The sequence below is a fragment of the Streptomyces sp. B1866 genome, assembly GCF_031932565.1.
Classification (GTDB): domain Bacteria; phylum Actinomycetota; class Actinomycetes; order Streptomycetales; family Streptomycetaceae; genus Streptomyces.
Genome location: NZ_JAVSCF010000012.1, coordinates 27,081 through 52,858, shown reverse-complemented (window position 1 = coordinate 52,858; position 25,778 = coordinate 27,081). Strand labels below are relative to the sequence as shown.

General features: G+C 75.7%; 18 protein-coding genes, 1 tRNA gene, 1 other RNA gene and 1 pseudogene. 7 read left to right on the top strand and 14 right to left on the bottom strand.

Features of this window, described 5'->3' with window-relative positions; genetic code table 11:
• From RKE29_RS04035 to RKE29_RS04020, 4 genes are all read left to right on the top strand, one after another.
• Positions 1–2,371 (top strand): hypothetical protein (locus RKE29_RS04035; protein ID WP_312003606.1); only part of this gene is annotated, 2,371 nt, incomplete at its 5' end.
• A complete protein-coding gene (locus RKE29_RS04030; protein ID WP_312003605.1) occupies positions 2,368–3,552 on the top strand; it encodes a hypothetical protein in 1,185 nt (394 codons plus the stop codon). The genes RKE29_RS04035 and RKE29_RS04030, both read left to right, overlap by 4 nt.
• Positions 3,549–4,640 (top strand): hypothetical protein, encoded by a 1,092-nt coding sequence (locus RKE29_RS04025; protein WP_312003604.1) that lies wholly within the window; start codon positions 3,549–3,551, stop codon positions 4,638–4,640. Before RKE29_RS04030 ends, RKE29_RS04025 begins: the two co-directional genes overlap by 4 nt.
• Before the next feature lie 1,728 nt (positions 4,641–6,368).
• Entirely contained in the window at positions 6,369–7,370 is a 1,002-nt protein-coding gene (locus RKE29_RS04020) for a hypothetical protein (RefSeq protein WP_312003603.1), read from the top strand.
• Between the two features lie 178 nt (positions 7,371–7,548).
• Here the strand turns inward: RKE29_RS04020 and RKE29_RS04015 are convergent, their stop codons facing one another.
• Positions 7,549–8,343: a VOC family protein gene (locus RKE29_RS04015; protein ID WP_312003602.1), complete on the bottom strand. Its 795-nt coding sequence runs from the start codon at positions 8,341–8,343 to the stop codon at positions 7,549–7,551.
• 504 nt (positions 8,344–8,847) lie between these two features.
• On the opposite strand from RKE29_RS04015, the gene RKE29_RS04010 reads away from it, so the two are divergent.
• Complete coding sequence (locus RKE29_RS04010; RefSeq protein ID WP_312003601.1) at positions 8,848–10,188, top strand: cytochrome P450; 1,341 nt, start codon at positions 8,848–8,850, stop codon at positions 10,186–10,188.
• A 64-nt stretch (positions 10,189–10,252) separates the two neighbouring features.
• Here the strand turns inward: RKE29_RS04010 and RKE29_RS04005 are convergent, their stop codons facing one another.
• Positions 10,253–10,627 (bottom strand): nuclear transport factor 2 family protein, encoded by a 375-nt coding sequence (locus RKE29_RS04005; protein ID WP_312003600.1) that lies wholly within the window; start codon positions 10,625–10,627, stop codon positions 10,253–10,255.
• A 437-nt stretch (positions 10,628–11,064) separates the two neighbouring features.
• Here RKE29_RS04005 and RKE29_RS04000 point away from each other — a divergent pair, with 437 nt between their 5' ends.
• Complete coding sequence (locus tag RKE29_RS04000; RefSeq protein ID WP_312003610.1) at positions 11,065–12,933, top strand: prolyl oligopeptidase family serine peptidase; 1,869 nt, start codon at positions 11,065–11,067, stop codon at positions 12,931–12,933.
• Here the strand turns inward: RKE29_RS04000 and RKE29_RS03995 are convergent.
• The 9 genes and pseudogenes from RKE29_RS03995 to ffs form a co-directional block, all read right to left on the bottom strand.
• Positions 12,926–13,768 (bottom strand): annotated as a pseudogene (locus RKE29_RS03995) (SURF1 family protein); the annotation flags it as partial. The gene RKE29_RS04000 and the pseudogene RKE29_RS03995 sit on opposite strands and share 8 nt — an antisense overlap.
• Before the next feature lie 563 nt (positions 13,769–14,331).
• Positions 14,332–15,351, bottom strand: coding sequence for a hypothetical protein (locus RKE29_RS03990; protein ID WP_312003599.1), 1,020 nt, complete (start codon positions 15,349–15,351; stop codon positions 14,332–14,334).
• Between the two features lie 290 nt (positions 15,352–15,641).
• On the bottom strand, positions 15,642–16,283 hold the full coding sequence (locus tag RKE29_RS03985; RefSeq protein ID WP_312003598.1) for a SigE family RNA polymerase sigma factor: 642 nt from the start codon (positions 16,281–16,283) through the stop codon (positions 15,642–15,644).
• 399 nt (positions 16,284–16,682) lie between these two features.
• Entirely contained in the window at positions 16,683–17,966 is a 1,284-nt protein-coding gene (locus RKE29_RS03980; RefSeq protein ID WP_312003597.1) for an aspartate kinase, read from the bottom strand.
• A gap of 636 nt (positions 17,967–18,602) precedes the next feature.
• Positions 18,603–19,271, bottom strand: a complete 669-nt coding sequence (locus RKE29_RS03975; protein ID WP_312003596.1) for a DUF5063 domain-containing protein — start codon at positions 19,269–19,271, stop codon at positions 18,603–18,605.
• A complete protein-coding gene (gene recR, locus RKE29_RS03970) occupies positions 19,264–19,863 on the bottom strand; it encodes a recombination mediator RecR (protein WP_312003609.1) in 600 nt (199 codons plus the stop codon). Before recR ends, RKE29_RS03975 begins: the two co-directional genes overlap by 8 nt.
• Positions 19,864–19,944: 81 nt before the next feature.
• Entirely contained in the window at positions 19,945–20,280 is a 336-nt protein-coding gene (locus tag RKE29_RS03965; protein ID WP_312003595.1) for a YbaB/EbfC family nucleoid-associated protein, read from the bottom strand.
• 234 nt (positions 20,281–20,514) lie between these two features.
• On the bottom strand, positions 20,515–23,067 hold the full coding sequence (locus tag RKE29_RS03960) for a DNA polymerase III subunit gamma and tau (RefSeq protein ID WP_312003594.1): 2,553 nt from the start codon (positions 23,065–23,067) through the stop codon (positions 20,515–20,517).
• 80 nt (positions 23,068–23,147) lie between these two features.
• Positions 23,148–23,238: signal recognition particle sRNA small type (ffs, locus tag RKE29_RS03955), an RNA gene on the bottom strand.
• Between the two features lie 76 nt (positions 23,239–23,314).
• On the opposite strand from ffs, the gene RKE29_RS03950 reads away from it, so the two are divergent.
• Positions 23,315–23,399 (top strand) — tRNA-Ser (locus RKE29_RS03950).
• Positions 23,400–23,494: 95 nt separating this feature from the next.
• Here RKE29_RS03950 and RKE29_RS03945 read toward each other — a convergent pair.
• The 3 genes from RKE29_RS03945 to RKE29_RS03935 form a co-directional block, all read right to left on the bottom strand.
• A complete protein-coding gene (locus RKE29_RS03945) occupies positions 23,495–24,730 on the bottom strand; it encodes a site-specific integrase (RefSeq protein ID WP_312003593.1) in 1,236 nt (411 codons plus the stop codon).
• An 11-nt stretch (positions 24,731–24,741) separates the two neighbouring features.
• Positions 24,742–25,050, bottom strand: coding sequence for a helix-turn-helix domain-containing protein (locus tag RKE29_RS03940; protein ID WP_312003592.1), 309 nt, complete (start codon positions 25,048–25,050; stop codon positions 24,742–24,744).
• Positions 25,051–25,196: 146 nt separating this feature from the next.
• Positions 25,197–25,724 carry a helix-turn-helix transcriptional regulator gene (locus tag RKE29_RS03935; protein ID WP_312003591.1) on the bottom strand — a complete coding sequence of 176 codons (528 nt, stop codon included), beginning with the start codon at positions 25,722–25,724 and terminating at the stop codon, positions 25,197–25,199.
• Between the last annotated feature and the right edge of the window lie 54 nt (positions 25,725–25,778).

Below are 25,778 nucleotides of genomic sequence, written 5' to 3'. Positions count from 1 at the left end.
GCGGGCCGCCGACCGGGCCGCCGACCGGGCCGCGCGCGGCTGGGCGCTGGCCCGGCCCACACTGCTGCGGCTGCCCGACGCGGGCGTGCTGTGGATACCCGACGCCGCCTGCGGCAGCGGCGCCGCCGAGGAGGACGGCCTGCGGCCGCTGGCCGACCTGCTGACCGAGCCCGCCGTGTTCGACGCGGTGCTGTCGGCCCTCGCCGAGGTGCCCGAAGGGGTCGCCGTGCCCGCGCCCAGCGTGCTGGAGCACGACCTCACCGACGCCGCCCGCGCCCGCGCCTGGCGGCTCGCTCTGGAGGCCCTGACCGGCCAGGACACGCCCGTACCGGCCGGCGCGGGCCCCGACGGGGCGGGCGCGCTCCCCGAGGGGCTGCGGCCGCTGGTCGGCGAGGCCGTGCCGCACAGCCTCGCCGACCGCCAGTGGCTGCGCCCGGGCAGCGAGGCCCACGCCCGGCGGATGGCCGCCGGACGGGCGCTGCGCGGCGCCCAGGACGCGTACGCGCGCGTGCGCCGCCCCTCGGCCCTGCTCCAGGGCGCGGCGGTGCGCGAGGCGGCCCTGCCGGACCGCCTGGAGGAGCTGGCGCGGCACGTGGGCGCGTACCGCGAGACGGTCTCCGGCGCGCTGCACGAGCAGCGGGACGGGCGGCTGACGTCCGAGCAGCGCGACAGCCTCATACGGCGCGGCGTCGACCTCACCGAGAGCCCCGAGACGTCCCCGGAGCTGGCCGTCCCGCACCTGCGCCGCTACACCGAGGACCTGATCGGCGGGCGGCTGCCGCTGCGGTCCGCCGCCGCCCGGCTGTCGGGCCTGTCGCGCCGCTCGGCACCGGCCGGCAGCGCGGCCCGGCTCAGCCGCCTGGACGAGGCGTGCCCGCCCGGGACGGTCGCGGACCTGTCCGCGCCGGTGCCCTTCGCGCCGGCCTGGCCGCCGTGGCAGGCGGCGGCGGGCGCGTTCGCGGCGGCCGTCCTGGTCGGGTTGTCGCCGCTGGCGGGCTGGCTGCTCGGCCCGCTGGTCGGCGTGGCGGCGGTGGCGCTGACGGCACTCCTGCCGGCGCGCCGGTTCGGGAGCGCCCGGGCGGGGTACGGGGCCGCGGGCGACCATCTCGTCGCCGAGGTCGCGGGCGGCCTGCTGGGCGGCGTGCTCGGCGCGGCGGCCGGGCTGCTGCTGGGGCTGCCGGGATGGGTGCGGGCCGCCGGGCCGCCGCTGGCGGCACTGCTGCTGGCCGCGGTGGCGGCGCGACGCTGGACCGCGTCGGTGGACGCCTGGTGGGAGCGCAAGCGCCCGTACGCCGCGGGGGCCGCGCTGGAGGCCATGGACGCGCTGCTGGCGCAGGCCGCCGTGTACGACTGGCTGCTCGCCGACGCCCGGCTGCGCTGCGCGGGCGGGGCCCGCGCGGTGTCGTCCCTGCTGACCGCGCTGGCCACGGAGGTGCAGCCGTGGGCCCGGACGTTCGCCGAGGCGTCCGGCCCGACGACGGCCGGCGCCAGGGCCGCGGCGGCCGCCCGCGCGGGCCGGCCCGACGGGCAGGGGGAGACGGCGGGCGAGTGGGAGCCGTGGGACTGGGACGACTGGGACCAGACCGCGGACGACGGCGACGCCGAGGTCTGGTGGGACGGCGGCGCGCCGTCCGGCCCCGGGCCCGCGCGGGACGGCGCGGGGCCGGTGAACGGCGGCGCTCCCGGCGCGAACGCGGGCGGCTACGGCACCGGCGCGCCCTTCCCGCGCGGGACGGCGCCCTCCTCGCGCGGGCAGGGCTCCGCCGGGCTGCCGTGGCTGCGGCGCGAGACGGGCGACGGCGGCCCGGCGCTGGTGGAGACCCTGGCCGGCGACCTGGCCGACGGCGTGCTGGACTTCCTCGCCCCCTACTGGGGCACGGTCGAGCGGGACCCGGGCGCCACGGCCCTGCTGCCGTTCGCCGGGCACCTGGCCGAGTTGCTGGAGGCGACCGCGGACCGGCTGGCCCGGGACGCGGCCGCGGCCCCGCCCGGCGCCCGCGACCCCGGGAGCCGCCCCGGCTCGGCGGTGCTGCTCGGCGTGGGCACCGAGGGCGTCGCGCGCGTGCTGGCCGACGGCGAGGAGGCCGCCCGACCGCTGTGCGAGCCCGGGCAGCGCCGCCTGCTGTCGCACGGCCACCAGGCGGCGCCCCGGGTCCGCTTCGCACCGGAGGCGGCCCGCCGCGGCGCCGACGAACCGGCCGCGGACGAGTGGGGCGCCGCGGACGACGACGTGGTGTGGACGCCCGCCGGCCGGTTCGCGGGCGTGCTGCGGCTCATGCCGCTGCGCCCGGGCACCGTACGCAGCGTACGGCCCCAGGACGGCCCCGGGCGGCCCCAGGACGGCCCCGGGCGGGAGGAGCGGCTGGCATGACCCAGCACCCCGGGCAGGACCCCGGGCACGACCCCGGACGGCACCCCGCGCGGGACGGCGGCCCGCAGGACGAGGTGGAGTTCTTCACCCCGGACGGCGAGCTGGCCCGGCACCGCGCGCGGTACGGGCCCGACCGGCGGGCGCCGGGCCGGGCGGGCCTGGCCGCCCGGCCCGTCGTGCTGGACGGCGGCTGGAAGCTGCTCCAGTACCGGCTGCCGCTGTCCGCGCGGGGCGACCGGCGCGCCTACGCGGCTCTGGAGCGCGGCATCGGCGCCGCGCTGACCGTCGAACGGGCCTACGGCGCGCGCACCCCGCGCCGCTTCACCCGCCTGGTGGGCCAGAACCTCGACGTCTCCGAGCCGTTCGTGCTGTTCGAGCGCCCGCGCGCGGCGCCGCTCGCCCAGCGCGGCGAGGAGCTGGGCATCGAGGAGCTGGGCCGGGTGATGGCCGAGCTGGCGCTCGTGGTGCGGCTGCTGGAGCGGGCCGGCGTGGTGCACCGGGCGATCAGCCCGGAGACGGTGCTGTGGGACGGCGAGCAGGTGTACGTGCGCGAGCTGCTGAACGCGATGCCGGCGCACTCCGCGCGGGAGGCGTTCGGCCGGCTGCCGTGGGCCGCGCCCGAGCAGTACCGGGGCACCGGCCGCTGCGACCCGCGCGACGACCTGTGGAGCGCGGCCATGGTGATGTACCACGTGATGGGCGGCCGCCCGGACGGCACCGCCGCGCCGCCCCCGGACCTGGACACCTACAACCAGCTCGCCGCGCTGCGCGACAGCGGCGCCTTCGCGCCCCTGGCCGCCGACCGCCCGTCCCCGGCCACGGTGCTGGACCGGCTCGGCGTCCCCGACCCGGCCGGGCCCGCCGCCCGGCCCGGCGACGAGCTGGACGCGGGCCGCGCCGAGTACGCCGGGCACCTGGCCGACAAGCGCCGGTTCCTGGGCGGGGACGGGCACACCGCCCCGTCCGGTGGCGACCCGCCCGGCGGCGGCCCGGCCGACCTGCCCCCCGACGTCACCGGCCCGGCGCCCGGCGCCTGGTCCACCCGGTCGAGCGAGGGCGCGCGTGGCGGCAGTCCGGGCACCGGCGGGGGCGGCCGGGCCCGGTCGCCGCGGCGCACCGGACTGGGACTCGGCCGCCTGGGCGGCTTCGGCGGCTTCGGCAGAAAGGGAGGCGACCGGTGAACGGCCGGCCGGCGGCACGCGCGTACCCGGAGGTCCGCTGCCCGTACTGCCTCGACCCGGTGACGTACGACGAGTCACGGCTGTACGTCCGCAACGTCCAGCAGGAGCTGGAACCCCTCGACCTGTCGGCCGAGCGCAACCCCCTGCGCCGCGAGGACCTGCTGCGCGGCGCCCACCAGCTGTGCCCGCACACCGGCGGCGTGCCCCCGCACTACCTGCCGGTGTCCTTCCTGGTCCACGGCCGGCCGCTGACCGTGGCCATGATCGGCAGCTCGACCGCGGGCAAGACGCACCTGCTCGCCTCGATCCTGGGCGAGGTGGAGAGCGGCGCCCTGCGGCCGTACGGGCTGGCCTGCCGCCCGCTGGACCCGGAGTGGCACCGCCGGTTCCTGCGCCAGCAGGTGCAGCCGCTGCACGACGCGCAGGTGCTCGCCGCGACCGCGTCCACGGCGTTCGCGTACTTCGCGGACGGGCTGCTGGTCTCCGGGCACGGCGGGACGCGGCCGGTGATGTTCTTCGACCTGGCCGGCGAGGACCTGGTGGAGCACGGGGAGGCCGCCCGCTTCCTGACCGGGGTCGACGCGTTCATCTTCCTGATCGACCCGCTGCGCGCGCTGCGCCTGCCGCAGCTGGACCGGGTGCGGGAGAAGACCGGGCTGCGCGAGCGGGACCTGGGCGACGAGGCGTTCGCCACCGTACTGGACCGGGTGCCGCGCACCGGCCGGTACATCGACGGCGCGGCCGCCGCGGTCGTGCTCAACAAGAGCGACCTGGTGCGCTTCGACCCGCCGGTGGACCGGTGGCTGTCCCGGCCGCTTCCTCCGGCCGTCTCGGGCCATGAGCTGTACGAGGAGAGCCGGGACGTGTACGCGTTCGTGCGCCACCACGGCAGCCCCGCGTGGCTGAAACCCTTCACCGAGTGCCTGCGCTGCACCCTGCACTTCGTCTCCGCCACCGGCGGCCGCGAGCAGGGCGGGGTCTTCCCCTACGGCGTCGTGCCCCGCCGGGTGCTGGCGCCGCTGCTGTCGATCTTCGCTATGTGCGGGCTCCTCCCGGGCGAGGACCTGAGAGAGGCGGGCCTGGCATGACCGCGCGGACGGGAACAGGGGCGGCGGGGGCGGCCGGAGGCGCACCCGGCCACGAGCCGTGGGTGCACCAGCTGGTCTTCCGGTGGGACGCGGACAACCTCTCCGGCAGTACGGGCTTCGGCGTCGTCGCCTGGTCGTGCGAGCCGGAGCGCGCGCGGGCCGTGCACCGCCGGGTGGCCACCATGCTGCGCGTCGCGGGCGGCGCACCCGCCCCGGGCCTGGTGCGGATCGTCAACCGCGGGCGCGGCGAGGTGCTGCTGGTCCGCCGCGTCCTCGGCCACGACCCGGCCGGCCGGCGGGACACCTGGTGCCACGCCCTGCTCGGGCCCGAGGCGCACCTGGACGTGGCGACCTGCCTGGGGCTGCACGCCTGGGACTGGCAGGGCGAGGACGGCGGCCTGCCGCTGGGCACCGTGCGCGGCGCCCTGCGCCCGGTGCCCCTGCCCGCCCTGGCGGCCGCCGCGGCCGACGCCCGGGACGGCCTGTACGCCGGTCTCGCGCGGGTCGCCGAACCGCTCGGCGCGGCGGCCGCCGAGGTGCTGCGCAGCCCCGGCAAGCGCTACTCGCTGCTGGACCGGTGGGGCGGCGACAGCCCGTACCTGATCCTTTGGGGGCTGTACGGCATCTTCGGCGGCGTCCGTGACGACCACCCGCAGGGCTGGTCCTTCGCCACCCACGACACCGACGACTCCGAGGCGCTGGGCTTCGTCTTCGTACCGGACTGGCCCGCGGCGGCGGCCGACGACGAGCGGCGGGTCCGGGTCGACCTCGGCCGGCCGCGCGACGACCGGGCCGGCCGGGCCGCGGCGGAGCTGGTGCGGCGGCTGCTGGAACGGGCGGACGGGACGTACGAGGAGCGGCGGGCGGTGGCCGACGCGCTCGCGCGGGCGGTACGGGCGGCGGGCCGCGCGCCGGACGGTTTCGAGGCGGCCGGCGGGCTGCTGCTGGCGGCGGCGGAGCGGGCGCTGGGCGCGCTGGGGAGCGCCGGGGCGCCGGGGGGTACGGCCGGGCCGGGCGCGGTGGAGCCGGACGGGGCCGGGCTCGGCGCTCCGGGGCGGGGTGGGGACCTGCGGGAGGTCGGCCCGGGCGGCGGGCTCCCGGACAGTGCGTTCCCGGGCGGGGCGTTCCCGGACAGGGCCTTCCAGGGCGGGGCGTTTCCGGGCGGGGAGTGGAGTGCGCCGGGGGCGGCCGCGGCGGCTTCCGCGGGGCCGGGGCCGGGCGGGCCCGCGGAGCCGGTACGGGGACCGGGCTCGGGGCCGGAGGGCTCGCCCGGGGCCTGGCCGGAGCCCGGCCGCGCGCCTGCCCCGGAGCCGGACGGGGAACCGGGCGGGGAACCGGTCTGGGGGCCCGCCGGCGGGCCCGCCGAAAGACCNGCCCGGGGCCTGGCCGGAGCCCGGCCGCGCGCCTGCCCCGGAGCCGGACGGGGAACCGGGCGGGGAACCGGTCTGGGGGCCCGCCGGCGGGCCCGCCGAAAGACCCGTCGGCGGGCCGGTCGGCGGAGGGCCGGTCCGGGCACCGGCCGGAGGCCCGGACCGGCCCTCAGGACCCGGCGGAGGGCCACCCGGGCCGTACGGGCCGTCCGGGCCACCCCGGGAGCCTGGGGACCCTGGGCAGCCCGGGGAGGCGCCGCTGCCGGCCCCGGACCGCCGACGGGACCCGGTCCCGGTCCCGGTGCCGGCCGCCGGCCCGGGCCCCGGCCACGTACCCGGCCCGACACCGGGACCGGGCGTGCCCGGGCCGGACCCCGTCCCCTGGGCCCGCGCGGGTGTCGCGCCCGCCTGGGTCGGCCCGCGCGAGGCGGCGCGCCGACAGCAGGCGGCCGGCCCCGGGGCGGGCCCGGCGCCGGGCGAGGCGGCGGCGCCCGGCCCGCTGTACGAGGTGAAGGGCCGGGAGCTGCTGCGGCGGCTGCACGAGGACCTGGCCTACCCGCGGCTGACGGAGGTGCTGCTGGAGATAGCCTGCCGGGTCGACCGCTGGCGGCCGGAACTGCGCGAGGAACTGTGCGCGACCGTGCTCGACCGGGGCCTGTTCCTGGCGTACCGGCCGCACCCGAGCGGCGGCCCGGGGGCACATCCCGCCGGCCCGGACGAGGCGACGCGCGCCGCGAACGCCGCCTCCCTCTACATCTGGGCGGTGCGCCCGTACGCCGGGCGCGACTGGGCGAACGCGCGGCTGGCGGAACTGCTGCCCGGGCTGTGGTTCGGCCGGGACCGGGCCTCCCGCGCGGCCGTGGAGTGGATCGTCAGGAGCGACCCGCGCCTGCTGGACGAGGTCTGGCTGGGGCTGCTGGGCCTCGGGCTGGCGGGCGCGACGGCGGCCTGGGCCCCGTACCTGCCCGCCCGGCTCCCGCCCGCGCCGCCCGCGCCGCCCGCGGGCCCGCCCCGGACCGCTCTCCTGCCCACGCCGCCCGACGCGGGAGCGCGCATTCCCGGGGCGCGCGGCGGCCCGCCCGGCACGCTGATGCCCGGTGCCGGCCCGCCCGCGCCACCGGCGCCCGGCTACCCGGACCGGCCCCGGCCACCGGCGCCGCACGAGCCCCCGATGCCGTACGCGTCACCCTCCGGGCCTCTGGAGCCGGCGGTGGGTGAGCCACCGGAGCCGGAGGAGGAGACGGCCGACGGGGAGGCGGCCGACCGGTGGCGGAGCCGACTGCCCGTCCTCGTCCTGTGCGCCGGGGTCGGCCTGATCGTGGTGGCGGTGGTGCTGCTGGCGCAGTTCGTGCTCGGGTGACGGCGGACGCGCGGCCCGTTCGGGAGCCCGCCCGGGAAAGGCGCGGCCCGCGCGGGACGGCATCGCGAGAACGACGGCCCGCGCGGGAGGGGCGTCGCCGAGAGCGGCCCCCGCGCGCGACCGGAAACGGCGGATCCAGGCGAGCGGATGCCAAGCGGGCCGGACACGAGCGCACGGATCAGAAGTCGGCCCGTACGGACGTGACGCTGAAGGGCGCGCCCACCACGTCGCGCAGCGCGGCCGTGCGCCCGAGCGGGGAGTCGCCCGGCGCGGACAGGACCGTGCCGCCGAGGTCGGCGGCCCTCTCGGCGACGGCGTCCACGTCGTGCACCCGGAAGTACACGTGCCAGCGGGGGCGGACGGCCGGGTCGGGGACGGCCTCCATGGCGCCGCCGCACAGGCCCGCCACGGCCTGCCCGTCGATGGAGAGGATCACGCGGTTGTGCTCGTAGCGCACGTCGCAGCGGGCCGAGGGCTGCGCGTCCCAGGCGAAGACGGCGCCGTAGAAGAGCGCGGCCTCGAACGCGTCCCGGGTGCGCAGTTCCACCCACAGCGGCGCACCGGCCCTGCGGTGCTCCCACCAGGAGGAGGTCAGGTCGCCCTCCCAGATGGCGAAGGGCGCGCCCGAGGAGTCGGCGGCCCAGGCCACCCGGCCGCCGCCGAAGTCGATCGGCCCGACCGCGACCGTGCCCCCGTGGTCCTGGGCGCGGCGCGCCACCTCGTTCGCGCTGTCGGCGGCGAAGTAGGTGGTCCAGGCGCCGGGGAGGCTCGGGTCGCGGTACGGGGAGGAGCCGACGCCGACGGTCGGCGAGTCGTCGGCGAACGCGATCGAGTAGTGGCCGCCGCCGTGGCGGCTCGGTTTGAAGCGCCACCCGAAGAGGTCGCCGTAGAAGCCCTGGGCGCGCTCCAGGTCGGAGGCCATGAGGCTCACCCAGCACGGCGCGCCCTGAACGGCGCGGAACCTGACCTGCACGGCCGGTCACCTCACCTCGCTCGCGGCCACGTGCCCGCCCCCGCCACCGGGCGCACGCGCGTGGCGGCCCCGCCACACTCCCGGCCGGGCGGCCGGGCCCCGTACAGGGTGCCCCAGGGGCGCGGCCCGACACCGGACCCGGCCCCACGGCCCGTACCAGCCGGGACCGGCCGACCCCGGCCCGCCCGACCGGCGCCCGGCACCCGCCGGGGACCCCGGCCCGGGAAGCCGTCCGCCGCACGCGCGCCCGCCGAACCCGCCAGGCCCGCCGGCTCCGAGGAGCCACCGGGCTTGCCGGACCGCGCGCACGCTGCCTCGCGCCCCGCGCGGGGGCTCGTTGTCTCCACCCTCCCCCCATCCACCGGAGCCCGCCACTCCACGCCGCAGCCGCGCGTGCGCACAGGAGGCCGACGGACGGCCGGGAAGCACGCCCAGGACGACCGGGAAGAGGATTTTTCATACCGTACACCGCCGTTCCCGCCCCGAACCGGCACTATGACGCCCATGCTGAACATCAATGTGCGGACCAGCGTCATGGCCTGGCTGGGCCGGAAGTACCTGCCCAGGCTCCAGGGAAACGGCTTCGACCTGTCGAAACTGACCTTTCTCCCAGCCACCACGCTCGCCCCGCTGCGCCGCCACGGACTCGACCCGGTGCCGGAACTCGCCCGCACGCGCGTGAGCGCGCCGGTCAGCAGCCTCCCGCTCCCCTTCGGGCTGACCGCCTGGCTGGTCACCGGCTACGACGCCGTCAAGGCGGTGCTGGGCAGGCCGGACGGTTTCAGCAGCGACTTCACGCATCTCCAGCGGAACGTGGGGGTCGTCGCCCGCCACAGCCCCGGCGGCCTCGGCTTCAGCGATCCGCCCGCGCACACCCGGCTGCGCCGCCTGCTCACTCCGGAATTCACCGCGCACCGGCTGGCCAGGCTCACGCCCAGAATCCACGCGATCGTCGACGAGCGGCTGGCGGAGATGGCCGCGCGGGCGCGCGACGGGCGGCCGGTCGACCTGGTGCAGGCGTTCGCGCTGCCCGTGCCGTCCCTGGTGATCTGCGAGCTGCTGGGCGTCCCGTACGCGGACCGGGCGGACTTCCAGCGGCTGAGCACCGCGCGGTTCGACCTGTACGACGGCGCCGACGCGTCGTTCGGCGCGATATCCGACTCCTTGTCGTACCTGCTCGACATCGTCGCCGGACAGCGCCGGGCGCCGGGCGACGGGCTGCTGGGCAGGCTGATCAGGGAGCACGGGGACGAGATCGGCGACGAGGAGCTGGCCGGGCTCGCGGACGGCGTGCTCACCGGCGGCCTGGAGACCACCGCCAGCATGCTCGCGCTCGGCACCCTGGTCCTGCTGCGCGACCCGGAGCACTTCGCGCTGATCCGCGACGGCGGCACGCGCGGGGGCGCGGACGCCGCCGCGGACGGGAACGCGCGGGACGGCGTCGTCGACCGGTTCGTGGAGGAGCTGCTGCGCTATCTGACCGTCGTGCAGGTCGCCTTTCCCCGGTTCGCGCGCGAGGACATGGAGATAGCGGGCGTACGCATATCCCGTGGCGACCTCGTGGTGTGCTCGCTCAGCGGAGCGAACCGGGACGAGGACCTGGGCCCCGGCATGGAGCGGTTCGACCCCCACCGGGGACGCGTCCCCTCGCATCTCGCCTTCGGGTACGGGATTCACCGGTGCGTCGGCGCGGAGCTGGCCCGGATGGAACTCCGCGCGGCCTATCCGGCGCTCGTCCGCGCGTTCCCGCGGATGCGGCTCGCGGTCGACCCGGCGGCGCTCTCCTTCCGGAGGCTGTCCATCGTCTACGGGGTGGACGCGCTGCCGGTGCTGCTGAATCCGTAAGCGTGGATCCGTAGGCATGGATCCGTAGGCGCTCCCCCGCCGAATCCCGCCCCCGCAGAACCGGTCAGTAGCGGTCGACCAGGTGCTCGCGGCCGGCCGGGGGCTCGTACGGCTCGGGCCAGAAGTCGGTGACGGTCTGGATCCGGCCGTCGGGAGCGAAGGTGATGAAGGCGACGAGGTGCGCCTCGTCCTCGTCGATGGTGAAGTTGACCAGGCACGCGGCCTGGTCGCCGTCGACGACGACGCGCTCGACCTCAAGGCTCCACTCGCCGGGCCACTCGGCGTGGAAGCGGACGACGCCGTCCCGCCCGACCACGTACTCCCGGGTCTGCGGCAGCTCGTAGCGCACGTCGTCGGCGAGCGTCGCGCCGAATGCCCGCCAGTCGCGCGCCTGAGCCGTCGCCCAGTACGCATCCACGATCGCGCGTATGTCGCCCATCGATCCTCCCGGTCCGACAGCCACGGTCTCACGGCCGGGCCGCCCACGGGGAGGAAACCGGTGCGTGCCACGCAAGTAGCCGGGCGTCCTCCGGTAACGGCCGTCTTCCAGCAGCGGCGCCCGCCCGGGCCGGGCGGGTCACCCGGGAGTGTGACCAAGTTGTCCACAGGCTCGCCGGGCGGCTGGCCGGGTTGTCCGGGGTACGGCGCAGAATGAGGGACATGAACGAGAACACTGGGTTCGTGACCGGGACCGGGCGGGGCGCCGCGCGCCGGGGCGCGGCCGGGCCGGGCGGCGCGCCGGACGCGCCGGGAGCACCGCGTGCGGGGAGCGCGCCGGACGCGTCACGAGCACCGCGGGCAACAGGAGCAACGGGAGCAACGGGGAGCCCGTCGGCCGGCAGGCGGCTGAGCGCGCTGGAAGCCGCCTGGCAGGCCGTGCCGGACTGGGAGAAGCGGTTCCGGGCACCGCGGGTGGGCCTGCCGGAGTGGGCCGAGGACGCGCCCGACCGGTCCCTGTTCGTGTCGAACGCGACGGGCACCTTCGAGTTGTACGCGTGGGACCGGGCGACCGGCGCGCGGCGGCAGGTGACCGACCGGCCGAGCGGCACCACGGAGGGCACGCTGACGCCGGACGGCGAGTGGATCTGGTGGTTCTCCGACACGGACGGCGACGAGTTCGGGCAGTGGATGCGGCAGCCGTTCACCGTCCCGGAGGGCCGCGGGGCCGACCCCGGCGACCTGGACGAGCCGGCCGCGCCCGGCGTCCCGCCCGGGTTCTCGGCCGGCCTGGTGCTCGGCCGGGACGGCACGGCGGTCATCGGCCGGTCATCGGACGACGACGGCACCACGATCCACGTCCTGCCGCCCGGGGCGGAGCCCGTGGAGATCTACCGGCACCGCCAGTCGGCCGGGGTGGGCGCGCTGTCGTACGACGGCACCCTGCTGGCCGTCGAGCACACCGAGCACGGCGACGCGATGCACGCGGCGGTCCGGGTGGTGCGGCTGGACGGCACGCCGGTCGCCGAGCTGGACGACACCGAGGGCGGCTCGGCCGAGCTGGGCCTGTCCGTCATGGGCTTCGCGCCGGTCGCCGGGGACACCCGGCTGCTGGTCGGGCACCAGCGGCGCGGCCGGTGGGAGCCGATGCTGTGGGACCCGCTGACGGGCGAGGAGACGCCGCTGGCCGTCGACCTGCCGGGCGACGTGGGCGCGGACTGGTATCCGGACGGCTCGGCGCTGCTGGTCGAGCACAGCCACCACGCGCGCAGCGAGCTGTGGCGGTTCGACCTGGCCGCCGGCGCGCTGACCCGCCTGGACACCCCGGCGGGCACGGTGTCCGGGGCCACCGCCCGGCCGGACGGGACGGTGGAGTTCCTGTGGTCGTCGGCGGCGCTGCCGCCGCGGGTGCGGTCGACCACGGGCCGGGTGGTGCTCGACCCGCCCGGGCCGCGGGCGCCGGAGTCGGTGCCGGTGGCGGACGTGTGGGTGGACGGGCCCGGCGGCCGGGTGCACGCGCTGGTGCAGAGACCGGCGGGCGAGGGCCCGTTCCCCACGGTCTTCGACATCCACGGCGGCCCGGCCTGGCACGACAGCGACGCGTTCGCGGCCGGTCCGGCCGCCTGGGTGGACCACGGCTTCGCGGTCGTGCGGGTGAACTACCGCGGCTCGACGGGGTACGGGCGGGAGTGGACCGACGCGCTCAAGCACCGGGTCGGGCTGATCGAGCTGGAGGACATCGCGGCCGTGCGGGAGTGGGCGGTGGCCGCCGGTCTGGCCGACCCCCGGCGGCTGGTGCTCGCCGGAGGCTCCTGGGGCGGGTACCTGACCCTGCTCGGGCTCGGCACCCAGCCGGACGCCTGGGCGGTGGGCCTCGCCGCCGTGCCCGTCGCGGACTACGTCACGGCGTACGAGGACGAGATGGAGCCGCTGAAGGCGCTGGACCGCACGCTGCTGGGCGGCAGCCCGCAGGAGGTGCCCGAGCGGTACGCGGCGTCCTCCCCGCTGACGTACGTGGACAGCGTGCGGGCGCCGGTGTTCGTCTCCGCCGGGGTGAACGACCCGCGCTGCCCCATACGCCAGGTGGACAACTACGTCGAGCGCCTGGCGCGGCGCGGCGCCCCGCACGAGGTGTACCGGTACGACGCGGGCCACGGCTCGCTGGTGGTGGAGGAGCGGATCAAGCAGCTCCGCTTGGAGATCGAGTTCGCGCGGCGGCATCTGGATCTGGCGCCCCGGGAGGAGTCCCTCGACCGCTCCCCGGCGCGGCCCGCGGAGGCGTCCCCGCGACCGGCCCGGGAGGGGTGAGGCCCAGGGCGACGTCCCGGGCGGTCTCCACCTCCCGGCGGAACAGCCGCAGCCACATGAAGACGACGAAGCCCGCGAAGACGAACCACTCGCCGGTGTAGCCCAGGTTCTGGAAGGCCTTGAGGTCCAGGCCGGTGCCCTCCGCCGCCACCGGAGGCACCGGCTTCAGACCCGGCGGCGCCGCCGCCGAGGTGATCCACGCGTCGTACACGTCGTAGGGCACCAGGTTGACCAGCGACGCCGCGCTGATCATGCCGAGCTGCCCGCGGGGCAGCCCGCCGCCTGCGGACACGCCCCGGCTGCCCTGGTGCTCGGACGCCTGAAGGGTCCCGGTCACCGTCACCTGGCCGGCGGGCACGGCGGGCACGTGGGCGGTGGCGGCGGGGTCGTCCGCGTCGCCGGGCAGCCAGCCGCGCACGACGGGCAGCACCTTCCCGCCGCCGCTGCCACCGGTCGCGGCCCGGCCGGCCGCGGTCCCACCGCCACCGGCGTGCCGGTCGGTGCGCCCGTCGGTGCGCAGCAGGGCCAGCACGTAGAAGCCCCTGCGGCCGTCCAGCTCGCGGTCGGGCACGAGCAGCTGCCGCCCGGTGTCGTACCTGCCGGTGGCGGCCGCCCGCCATCCCGCGGTGTCCTGGGTGACCGGCAGCAGGTCGCGCAGCGGCTCGGCCACGGCCGCCGCTCCGGTCCGGGCCTGGTCCCGCTGCTCGCGGTGGGCGTCGACGCGCGTCTCGAACCGGCTGAGCTGCCAGCTCCCCATGAGCAGGCAGACCGGGATGGCCAGCACGGCGAAGACGTTGATCGCCCACCAGCGGGGTGTCAGCAGGAACCGGTACACAACCACCACGGTACGGTCCGGACCCGGCCCCGCCCCGCCCGGGGCGGCCCCCGTCCCGCTCTCGCCCCGGGCGGGGGCCGCCGCGGGCCGGGACGACGACGCGCGGAGAGGCGCGCGGACCCCGTCGGCAGGAGCGGGGAGACGGGCGCGGGGAGACGGACGCCAGGAGCGGGGAGACGGGACGCGGGGAGACGGACCGGACCGGCGGGGCCGGAGCGCGGACGCCCGGCCGGCCGACGGAACCGGGCGACGACCGGACCGCGTGGGCCCGGCTCCGCGCGAGGTGCGGACCGACCCACGCAAGCAGCGGGACGGACCCACCCGCGCAAGCGAGGGGACCGGGTGACCCGGACCCGCGCAAGCGAGGGGACCGGGTGACCCGGACCCGCGCAAGCGAGGGGAGCCCGGCGGCCCGGACCCGCGCAAGGTGGGGCACCGAGCAGCCCGTGGACGCCCCGGAGGAGGCCGCCGCCGCCCGGCGAGGCCGCCCCCCCGCCCCCGCCGCGCCGGCCCGCCAGCCGCGCCCAAAGGCTCAGGTCCCGCGGTCAGCCGCGCCGGAAGGCTCAGGAGGCCGCCCGGGCCCCCGTGCGGTAGACCGTTCCCGCGCAGGCGCCCGGCAGCGTGGCACTCGCGGCGACCGGGTCCCCGGCGGCCGGTACGTGGCTGACCACCACGCTCGCGTCCGACGGCGCGCCGCCTCCGGAGCCGCCGCCCGCCGCACCCGCGCCGGAACCGCTGTCCGGCGCGTTGCCCGGGTCCTGCGTGGGGTCGGGGGTGGGCGAGGAGCCCGGGTTGGCGCACCCGCCGGTGCCGCCGCCCGCCGCGGGAATCCAGGCGAACGCGACCTTGTACGCCTCGCCCGGCCGCAGGACGACGCCGTCCGCCTCCGTGCCCGGGTCGTCGAGGCCGGTGGCCGCGTCGCCCGCCGTGTGCTCGGTGACGGTGACGCGCGAGGCGTCCGCGCCGCCCTGCGCGACGGCGTACACCGCGCCGTCGTCCAGGACCGAGCACACCCGGTCGGAGATGTTGCGGACCAGGAAGGAGCCGTAGATCCGGCCCTCCGCGTCGGCCGCCCCGACGGAGGCGGTGGCGTCGCCGAGCTGGGAGCGCGCGCAGCTCGCGTCGGCGATCGACAGGGAGCCGGAGGCGGCGGGCGCGGCGCCGTCTGCACCGGGCCGGGCCTCCTGGGACCGTTCCCCCTTCTTCCCGGCCGTGCCCTTGTCGCCGGGGCTCTGCCCGCTCGGGGTCACCGTCGCCACCGCCGTCGGGCCACCGCCGCCGGTGGCGCCGCGCGGACCGTCCGCCGCCTCGCTGGCGCTGCCGCTGCTGGCCGCGTTGGCCTGGCGGTCGTCGGCGCCGCCGCGGGTCGCCACGTGCACCAGGGCGGGCAGGGCGGCGCCGCAGAGCACCACCGCGACGGCGGCCCCGACCAGCACCTGCCTGCGGCGCCTGCGGCGGGCGGGCACCGCGCGGCGCAGGTGGTCGAGAGCGCCCGTCGAGGGGCGCAGGTCGCCGACGGCCTCGTGCAGCAGCAGCCGCAGCTCACTCTCACCCAGCTCCCCGGAGCCCCCGGTGTCACCCAAGCCCCCGGAGTCCCCAAAGCCCCCGGAGCCCCCACTGCCCCCGGAACCCCCAGGGTCACCCAGGCCCCCTGAGCCCTGCACATCCCTCAAGCCCCGGAAGTCCCGGAGATCTCCGAGATCTCCGAGATCTCCGAGGTCTCCGGCGGAGTCCCCGAGGTCTCGGTTGTCCCCACCCGCAAAGTTCGACTTATCCGACATGTCCGTAATGCCACCCAGTTCGCCGGGCCCGTCGATCTCGCGGCCCTCCGGCCGCCCGGGATCGCCGACGCCCGGCGCGTTCCTCTCGTGCTTCATGCCGGCGCCCCCATGGCGACGCGCAGCGCGGCGATGCCCCGCGACCCGTACGCCTTGACCGAGCCCAGCGATATGCCCAGCGCTTCGGCGACCTGGGCCTCGGTCATGTCGGCGAAGTACCGCAGCACCAGGACCTCGCGCTGGCGGCGCTGGAGCCCCCGCATGGCCCTGATCAGCTGGTCGCGCTCCAGCTGCTCGTACGCGCCCTCCTCCGCGCTGGCCATGTCGGGCATCGGCTTGGACAGCAGCTTCAGCCCGAGGATGCGGCGGCGCAGCGCGGAGCGGGAGAGGTTGACGACCGTCTGCCGCAGGTAGGCGAGGGTCTTCTCGGGGTCCCGGACCCGGCCGCGGGCCGAGTGCACGCGGATGAACGCCTCCTGCACCACGTCCTCGCAGGACGCGGTGTCGTCCAGCAGCAGAGCGGCGAGGCCGAGCAGCGACCGGTAGTGGGCGCGGTAGGTCTCGGTGAGGTGGTCGACTGTGGTGCCCACCGCCATCGCGCCTTCAGCCTCCCCGCGCTGGGGAGGGACGCGCGCGGCCCGCGTGGCGGGCCACGGCGCGGTCACCGGCAGGCCGCCCGCCGAACGGGGACGCTGCGGGCGCACTGCCGTGCCGCCTCGCCCAGGGGCTGCCACCATGCCGAGTACCTCTGCCACGCCTGTTGGACACGCTCCCCCCCGCCAGGGTTGTACGCGTGCGGCATGGCTATCCGCAAAGCGGTGAATCGCCCCATGCGCACCCAATCTCCCCTTTACCCCGAAAATCCGCAGTGCCCTTGGGGGCGGCTACGAAGACGCACCCTTCCCGCCCGCCGGTTGCATCGGATCACAGCGCATCCTCGAACGAACCACCGGTCCCTTTCAAGCAACCCACGCCGGGCCGCCGGTCACAAAATCCTCACGACAGAACAGGCATTCACCACCCGAAATCAGAAAAACAAGCCACAATTCACCTCACTCACCCCAATCCCAACAAATCGGGCCATCAACCCAAAAAGACAGGCCCGGACCGGTCGGCCCGGGCCTGTCGCCGCCCGCTCAGCGCCCCGTGCCCCCGTACACCACGGCCTCGACGCTGTCGCTGTCCAGGCCGAAGGTGGTGTGCACGGCGCGGATCGCCTCGGTGACCTGGTCCACCCGCGTCACCACGGAAATACGGATTTCGGAGGTGGAAATCAACTCGATGTTGACGCCGGCGTTCGACAGCGCCTCGAAGAACGCCGCGGTGACGCCGGGATTCGTCCGCATGCCGGCGCCCACCAGTGAGATCTTGGCGATCTGGTCGTCGTACCGCAGCGAGTCGAAACCGATCAGCGGCTGGGCCTTGGTCAGCGCCTCCATCGCCCGGTGGCCGTCGCTCATCGGCAGCGTGAAGGAGATGTCCGTCAGGCCGGTGGACGCGGCCGAGACGTTCTGCACCACCATGTCGATATTGATCTCGGCGTCCGAGACCGCGCGGAAGATGACGGCCGCCTCACCCGGCTTGTCCGGCACCCCGACCACCGTGATCTTCGCCTGGGATGTGTCGTGCGCCACTCCGGAGATGATCGCCTGTTCCATGCCCTCTTCTCCTTCCGCCGCGACGTCCGGCTTGCTGCGCACCCAGGTGCCCTCGTGTCCGGAGAAGGACGACCGGACGTGGATGGGAATGTTGTAACGGCGTGCGTACTCCACGCACCGCAGGTGGAGCACCTTCGACCCGCTCGCCGCCAGTTCGAGCATGTCCTCGTAGGCGATGTCCGCTATCTTCCGGGCCTTCTTCACCACGCGCGGATCCGCGGTGAACACGCCGTCGACGTCGGTGTAGATCTCACACACCTGCGCTTCGAGCGCCGCGGCCAGCGCCACCGCCGTGGTGTCCGACCCGCCCCGGCCCAGGGTGGTGATGTCCTTGCTCGTCTGCGAGACGCCCTGGAACCCCGCCACGATCGCGATGGCGTCCTGCGCGAGCGCGTCGCGGATACGGCCCGGCGTGACGTCGATGATCCGTGCCCGGTTGTGCACCGCGTCGGTGATGACGCCCGCCTGGCTGCCGGTGAACGACAGCGCTTCGTGCCCGAGGTTTTTGATCGCCATCGCCAGCAGCGCCATGGAGATCCGCTCCCCGGCGGTCAGCAGCATGTCGAACTCGCGGCCGGCCGGAATCGGGGAGACCTGCTCCGCGAGATCGATCAACTCGTCCGTCGTGTCGCCCATCGCGGACACCACGACCACCACCTGGTGGCCGTCCATCTTGGCTTCCACGATGCGCTTGGCGACCCGCTTGATGCCGTCGGCATCGGCAACGGATGAGCCTCCGTACTTCTGCACGATAAGGCCCACGTGCGCTCCTCGCAGCTTGAGTAAATGCGGTCGTCATGCGGTCGGCTCAGTTTAACGAGCTACCGGAATCCGGCCTCCCAATATCACATAGCGAGATATGACACTCACCACGTGATCGGCCCAGCTCGCGGCCCCATCCCGTCCAGCGACCAGTCCTTCCCGCCGGAAGGCAGCTGCACACGGAAGGAGGAACGTAAGTCACATCACAGTGACGATCAGACCGGTCGGGACCGGCCCGGGGACCGGCCGGGGCAGCCGGAAAACCGGCCGGAACCGCCGGCCCGACCGGGCGGCGTCCGGGCCCAGGACGCCCGGACACGAGCCCTGGCACCCGCTGAACCAGGTGCCGTACGCCGGCGTGCGCGCCCGTCCACGCGACCGCACGCCCCCGTACGGCGCCCCTGGCGCCCTCGTACGACCGTACGACGCCCCCGGGCGCCCCTCAGGACCCCGGGGACCCCGAGACCCCCGCGCAGCCCCCGCGGGCCCGTACGACAGCCCCGCCGCCACACACACGACGCGGCCGGGGTCCGGCCCGGCTCACCGCCGGACCGGACCCCGGCCCAGAAACCTCACCCCGCCCGGCACCTCACCCCGCCCCGGACCGCGCCGAGGCGCGCCCCCGGGGCGGCGGCGTCACGGCTGCGAGGCGGCCCGCAGCCCCAGCGGCGCCGCGATCTCCGCCGCCATCACCTTCCCGGCCTGCTCCGCCAGCTCCTCGTCGCCGTCGGCGTCGCTGTCCGTGTCGAAGCCGTCCAGCTCGTCCAGCGGGCTGTCGAGGCGTACGTGCGCGACGAGCGACTGCAGCGCGCGCAGGGCGGCGGAGGCGGTCGGCCCCCAGTTGGACAGGTACGAGAACTGCCACCACCACAGCGCCTCGGAGACCCGGCCCTCGCGGTAGTGGGCCATGCCGTGCCGCAGGTCGGTGACGATGTCGGCCAGGTCGTCGGAGATCCGGCAGGCCACGGTCGAGCTGCGCGCGACGTACGGGTCGAAGACCTCCGAGTACACGTCGACCGGGTCGAGGAGCACGGCGAAGCGCTCGCGCAGCTCGTCCACGTCCGGCTCGGGGCCCACATCCGGCTCGTACCGCTCGTCGGGCACGATGTCCTCGTGCGCGCCCAGGCGCCCACCGGCGAGAAGGAGCTGGGAGACCTCCAGAAGCAGGAACGGCACCGCGCTGTCCGGCTCGTCGCCCTTGGCGACCTCGGCCACGGCGACGATGAAACTCTCGATCTGGTCGGCGATCTGAACCGCGAAGTCGTCGGGATCCCGGTGGGCGTCGTGCAGCGTTGCGTCAGACATCGAGAAGTCTTCTCCCTTCGAAGGCACGTCCCAGCGTGACCTCGTCGGCGTACTCAAGGTCTCCCCCCACGGGTAGACCGCTGGCCAGGCGCGTCACTTTCAAACCCATCGGCTTGACCATGCGCGCGAGGTAGGTGGCGGTGGCCTCGCCCTCCAGGTTGGGATCGGTGGCCAGGATCAGCTCGGTAACCGTGCCGTCCGCGAGCCGGGCCAGCAGCTCCCGGATCCGCAGGTCGTCCGGGCCGACGCCCTCGATGGGGCTGATCGCCCCGCCCAGCACGTGGTAGCGGCCACGGAACTCGCGGGTCCGCTCGACCGCGACCACGTCCTTGGGCTCCTCCACCACGCAGATGACGGTCGGGTCGCGGCGCGGGTCCTGGCACACCCGGCACTGCTCGGCCTCGGCGACGTTCCCGCACACCGCGCAGAACCGCACCCTGGCCTTGACCTCGGTCAGCGCGTGCGCGAGGCGGCGCACGTCGGCGGGCTCGGCCTGGAGGATGTGGAAGGCGATCCGCTGCGCGCTCTTGGGGCCGACGCCGGGCAGCCTGCCCAGTTCGTCGATGAGGTCCTGGACCACACCCTCGTACACGTCTGCGTCCAATCCCGCGCCTGTCGCGCGCTGAAACGGTTGTCCGCCGGTGCGGCGCCGGTGCGGAGTCGTGGGTGAGGATCAGAAGGGCAGGCCGGGCAGCCCGCCGATGCCCTGGGCGAGCGGTCCGAGCTTCTCCTGCTGAAGCTCCTGCGCGGCGCCGGTGGCGTCCCGTACGGCGGCGAGCACGAGGTCGGCGAGGGTCTCGGCGTCCTCGGGGTCCACGGCTCTGGGATCGATCACCAGACCGCGCAGCTCGCCGGTGCCGGACACGGTCGCCGTGACCAGACCGCCGCCCGCGGACCCCTCGACGGACGCCTCGGCGAGATCCTGCTGGGCCGCGGCGAGATCCTGCTGCATCCTCTGGGCCTGCTGGAGCAGTTGCTGCATGTTGGGCTGGCCGCCACCGGGCATCACGAGTTCGCTCCTGGCTGTCGACGGACGTAACTTCTCGGGTAGCCCGAGCCTACGTGCTCGCACGCCGCCGCGCCCTACGCCGCACGAAGGAGGAGGGGCGTACGGGCCCCTACGGGCCGGGCGGACGGAAGGGCGCCGCACCCGGAACGGACCCACCGGAAGCAGCCGACCCTCCGGCCCACCCGGAACGAACCGGAACCCCGTACGCCCCCGTGAGCGATCACTCGTAGGCGATCACTCGTGGGCGATCTCCTCGACAACGGTGGCGCCGAGTTCGCGCACGATGAGGTCGTACCCGCTCAGGGCGCTGTCTTCGAGGTCCGGGTCGTCCTCGTCCGGGATGTCGTCCTCGGGAGCGACGGTCGGCGGCTCAGGCGGGGCGGCGGCGACCACGGCGGCCCTGGCCGACGGCGCGGTGTCGGGGGACGGCGCGGGTGAGGGTACGGACGGCGAAGCGGCCGGGACGGGCGGGGCGGGCGCCTCCTGCCGGACCCCGCCGCTCCCCGGGCCGACAGCCGCGAACCCGCCCCCGCCGGAAGAGCCGCCCCCCCCACCCCCGGAGCCGCCGCCGAACCCCCCGGAACCCCCGCCGGACCCACCAGCCGCCCCACCGCCCCCACCGCCGAAGCCCCCGGAGGACCCGAACCCCCCAGGGGATCCGAAGCCCCCAGGGCCCCCAGGAGGCTGGGGCCCACCCGAATACCCCCCTGCCAGCCCGCCCGACTGCCCGCCGGAGGGATCGACGACCGCCTCGATCCGCCACTGGACGCCGAACGCCTCGCCAAGGGCCTCGCGCAGCACGTCCTCACTACCGCCGTTGACGAAGCGGTCACGCGCGCCGACGTTGGAGAAGCCCAGTTGGAGGGTGGAGCCGTCGAAACCGATGACCGTGGCGTTCTGGCTGAGCAGGATCCAGGTGAAGCGGCGACGGCTCTTGACCGCTTCGAGGACGTTCGGCCACAGCTGACGCACCTGCGCGGCACCGGCGGCACCGCCAGCAGGCGAGGACCCCGCTCCCCCGCCGCCCCCGCCCCCGCCCCCGTACGAGGAACCCCCTGGCGAAGAGGCCCCCGCGGAAGCTCCCTCGGCACCGCTCCCGCCCCCGGCGGCCCCCCCGGACCCCGGAGCGCCCGCACCCGCGCGCGTCCCGGAACCGGGCACGGCGGCGGTGGGCCAGGCCCCGGGCTGCGGCCGACCCGCAGAGCCCGCAGGACCGGAGGCACCACCGCCGGAACCCCCAGACCCCCCAGACCCAACAGACCCACCGGAGCCCCCAGCCCCACCCGACCCAACAGACCCACCGGACCCACCCGACCCACCGCCCGCGGAAGCCACCCGCGCCCCCGTGGGCCACCCTCCCGGCACCCCACCCTCAGAACCCTCACCGACGGAGGCGGCCCCGCCCCCGGAAACGGAGACGCCCCCCCCTGGCGAACCCGCCTCCCCCGCCCCCTCGCCCCCGGACGAGCCGACCCCGGGAGGCAGCGCACCGGCGGCCGGACCGGCCCCGGACACCGCGGTGGGGGCGGCGGCAGGACCGGCGAGCCCCAGGGTCGGGGCGTGGGCGTCGGGCCCCGGCACGTACCCGACGGACGGCCCCGGCACCGGACCACCGGCACCATGCGCGAGCATCCCCCGCTCCAGCCTCTCCAGACGCACCTGCACCGACAGCACGTCGTCGAAGGCGGCGGGCAGCAGCACGCGCGCGCAGATCAGCTCCAACTGGAGGCGCGGCGAGGTGGCACCGCGCATCTCGGTCAGCCCCTGGTTGACGATGTCGGCGGCGCGGCTCAGCGCGGCGGGCCCGAGGACGGCCGCCTGCTGCTGCATCCGCTCGATGACGTCGGACGGCGCGTCGAGCAGCCCCTTGTCGACCGCGTCCGGGACGGCCGCGAGGATCACCAGGTCGCGCAGCCGCTCCAGCAGGTCGGCGGCGAACCGCCGCGGGTCGTTGCCGCCCTCGATGACCCGGTCGACGACCTCGAAGGCCCGCGCCCCGTCGCCCCCCGAGAAGGCGTCGACCACGTCGGCGAGCAGCGCGCCGTCCGTATACCCGAGGAGGGAGGTCGCCATGGCGTACGTCACGCCCTCCTCGCCCGACCCCGCGAGGAGCTGGTCCATGACCGACATCGAGTCCCGCACCGACCCGGCCCCGGCCCGCACCACCAGCGGCAGCACCCCGTCCTCCACCGGGATGGCCTCGCGGCCGCACACCTCGGCCAGGTAGTCGCGGAGCGTCCCGGGCGGCACCAGGCGGAAGGGGTAGTGGTGCGTACGCGACCGAATCGTGCCGATGACCTTCTCCGGCTCGGTGGTCGCGAAGATGAACTTCAGGTGCTCGGGCGGCTCCTCCACCACCTTCAGCAGGGCGTTGAACCCCGCCGAGGTGACCATGTGCGCCTCGTCGATGATGTAGATCTTGTACCGGCTGGACGCCGGCCCGAAGAACGCCTTCTCCCGCAGGTCACGCGCGTCGTCCACACCACCGTGGGACGCGGCGTCGATCTCGATGACGTCGATCGACCCCGGCCCGTTCCGCGCGAGGTCCTGACAGGACTGGCACTCCCCGCAGGGCGCCGGGGTCGGCCCCTGCTCGCAGTTCAGACAGCGGGCGAGGATCCGGGCACTGGTCGTCTTGCCGCAGCCGCGCGGCCCGCTGAAGAGGTACGCGTGGTTGACCCGGTTGTTGCGCAGCGCCTGCTGCAACGGCCCGGTGACGTGCTCCTGCCCGATGACCTCGGCGAAGGTCTCCGGGCGGTAGCGGCGGTACAGCGCGAGGGACGACACGCGTACGACGATATCGGGGCCCACTGACATCCGTCCCCGTCCCGCGCCCCACCCCACAAGCCCGCTCGACCGCCCCACGCAAGGACCCCTCACGCACCCGCCAGAGCCCACTTACCCTTGCTGCCTTCCGGCCCTGGGGGAGTTCGGTGGGATAACGCCACGTGAGGGGCTGCCCCCCACCCTAGCGGATCGAGACGGCGGGGAACGAGTTCGCGAGCACCGCTCCGGGTCTTGTATTGTTTCCGGCGGAGGATTCGCCTAGTGGCCTAGGGCGCACGCTTGGAAAGCGTGTTGGGGGCAACCCCTCACGAGTTCGAATCTCGTATCCTCCGCACCCTGCCTGACCAGGGCAAACGATGGCCCCGACCGGTAACCCGGCCGGGGCCTTCGTCGTCTCGTAGTTGCAGTTCCAGTTGCATTACCGCGCTCAGGCGGCGGGCGGCTCGCCCTCCGCGGCCCACAGCAGGCCGCCGACCTTGTCGGCCGTGTCCCGGAGCACGCGTCCGGTCAGGTGCTGGTAGCGGCGGCGCATGCGGGCGGACTTCCCCGGCTCCCAGCCCATGATCGCGTCGACGACCGTGTCCGGAACGCCGAGGATGAGCAGGACCGTACCGGCCGTGTGCCGCGCGTCGTGCAGACGGCCCTCGCGCACGCCCGCCGCCTTGAGCAGGTCCTTCCAACGGTGGTGGTCGGTGTTCGGATTCAGCGGCTCGCCCGTGGGCGAGGTGAAGACGTAGCCCTTCTCCACCCAGAGGTCCCCCGCGATCCGCCGCTCCCGCTCCTGCTCGGCCCGGTGCTCGGCGAGCAGCTTGAGCAGCGGGTCGGGCACGCCGATGGGCCGACGGCCCGCCCGGGACTTGGTGTCCTTGGTCTCCCGGCGGGTGTTGATCTTCTCGGGGCAGTAGCCGGGCTTGCGCCCGCACCGTCCGCCGCAGCCGTGCTTGTACCGGGGCCGCAGCCGCCCGCGATGGACGACGAGGACTCCGAGCTCGAAGTCGACGTCCGCCCACTTCAGCCCGAGGACCTCGCCCTGCCGCAGCCCCAGGGCCAGGGCGATGACCCAGCGCGCCGCGTGCCGCCGCTTGCCGGCCTCCTCCAGGAGGCGCTGCACCTCCTCGACCGTGTAGGGCTCGACCTCCTCCTCTTCCAGGCGCGGGGCCTTGGCGATCGTGGCCGGGTTCAGGGTGAGGTGCCGTCGACGCACGGCTTCGTTGAGCGCGGCGCGTACGGTGCGGTGGACCTGGTGCGCGGTCCCGGCGGCACTGCCGCCCTCCCGCATCTTCTGGTAGAAGCGCTCCAGGTGCTCGGGCTCCAGCTTCTCCAGGCGGTGCGCGCCGAGACCGGGGATCAGATGGTGGTAAACCGCCACGCGGTAGCCGTCGATGGTGTTCTCCGAGACGTGCGGCGCGGCGATGTTCTCGACCCAGTGGGTCAGCCACGATTCGACCGTCCAGACCTGTCCGGCCTTGCGTACGCCGCCGGAGTCGCGCTGCCGCTCCAGCTCGCGGACAGCCTTGGTCACGTCGGCGCGGGTCTTGCGCATGACGTGACGGCGGTCGGGCCTGCCGTTGTCCTTGACGCCGACGGTGACGTAGCCGTGCCAGTACCCGTCCTTGCCGAGGAAGATCGAGGAGGCGCCGTTGGGCTGTCGGGACTTCGCCATGACAACCCCCTTCAGGCCGCGAGCGTGACATCGGAGCGGGCGACTCCCGCTTGGGCGGTCAGGTACTCGGTGAGTGCTTGGGCGGGTATGCGGCGCAGGCGGCCGATCTTGACGGACCGGATCTGGCCGGAGGAGACGAGGGCGTACATCGTCGTCCGGCCGATGCCGAGGCGGCGGGCGGCTTCCTCCACGGTGAGGGCGACGAGGGTGGGGTCGCCGTGGCCGTCGTGCCGTTCGGCGGTCGGAGGGCGGTGGGCGCCTTGGGGTATGTCCAGCGACTGGGCGGTGTGGGTGGGGGCGGGCAGGGGGTGGTGAGGCAAGGCGTTCTCCTCGACCGCGCGCGTGCGGGGCGGCAACCCCGGCTCGCGGCGGTGGTGATGGTTCAGGGATGGGCGGATTGCAAAGGGGTTAGAGCCGATCGCCGGGGGCCCGGGCGTTCGCAGCGCACCGGGCGGGGCGGGGCGGGTTATGTGCCGGGCTCGGGTCTGGGGTCGTCGCCGCCTGGCGGGGTGCCCGGGTGGTGGAGTTCGTGGGGCTGCGGCAGGCGGGTGGTCTCCTCGGCGATGGCGTGGGAGACGGCGGCGTCGACCTCGTCGCGGATGTCGGGGTGCTGCTGGAGGTAGGCGTCCAGGGCGTCGCGGGCCTGGGTGAAGGCGAGATTGGCGCGGTGGACCTCGCGGTAGGCGCGGCGGACGTACTCCACCAGTTCCATGGCGCGGGCGTGGGCGGCCAGCTTCGGCGGGCCGACGAGGTTCTCCAGGGAGAGCCCGAAGATCTCGGCGAAGCCGATGGCCTCGTCGAGGTTGACCCGCCGCTTGCGATTCTCGATGCGCCACACGGCGGAGGGGTTCATCTCGTACCCGGCCGCGTTCAGCCGATCGGAGACGGCGTTGGTGCCCCAGCCCCGGGACTCGCGTTCCAGCTTGATCCGGATGGCCAGGTTCTCCTCGCCGCTGAGCGGCGCCGACTCCTCCCCCGGGGCGTCGTCCTCCATCGTTCGACCTCCTTCCTTACGCAGCAGCCCCCTGCTATACGCAGGGACGGGTGA

Bases quoted from the DNA above. Each gene is read 5' to 3' on its own strand.
- RKE29_RS03985 (WP_312003598.1), bottom strand. From the start codon at position 16,283: ATGGTGGCAGCCCCTGGGCGAGGCGGCACGGCAGTGCGCCCGCAGCGT.
- RKE29_RS04005 (WP_312003600.1), bottom strand. From the start codon at position 10,627: ATGGGCGACATACGCGCGATCGTGGATGCGTACTGGGCGACGGCTCAG.
- RKE29_RS04010 (WP_312003601.1), top strand. From the start codon at position 8,848: ATGCTGAACATCAATGTGCGGACCAGCGTCATGGCCTGGCTGGGCCGG.
- RKE29_RS03935 (WP_312003591.1), bottom strand. From the start codon at position 25,724: ATGGAGGACGACGCCCCGGGGGAGGAGTCGGCGCCGCTCAGCGGCGAG.
- RKE29_RS03945 (WP_312003593.1), bottom strand. From the start codon at position 24,730: ATGGCGAAGTCCCGACAGCCCAACGGCGCCTCCTCGATCTTCCTCGGC.
- RKE29_RS03975 (WP_312003596.1), bottom strand. From the start codon at position 19,271: ATGTCTGACGCAACGCTGCACGACGCCCACCGGGATCCCGACGACTTC.
- RKE29_RS04030 (WP_312003605.1), top strand. From the start codon at position 2,368: ATGACCCAGCACCCCGGGCAGGACCCCGGGCACGACCCCGGACGGCAC.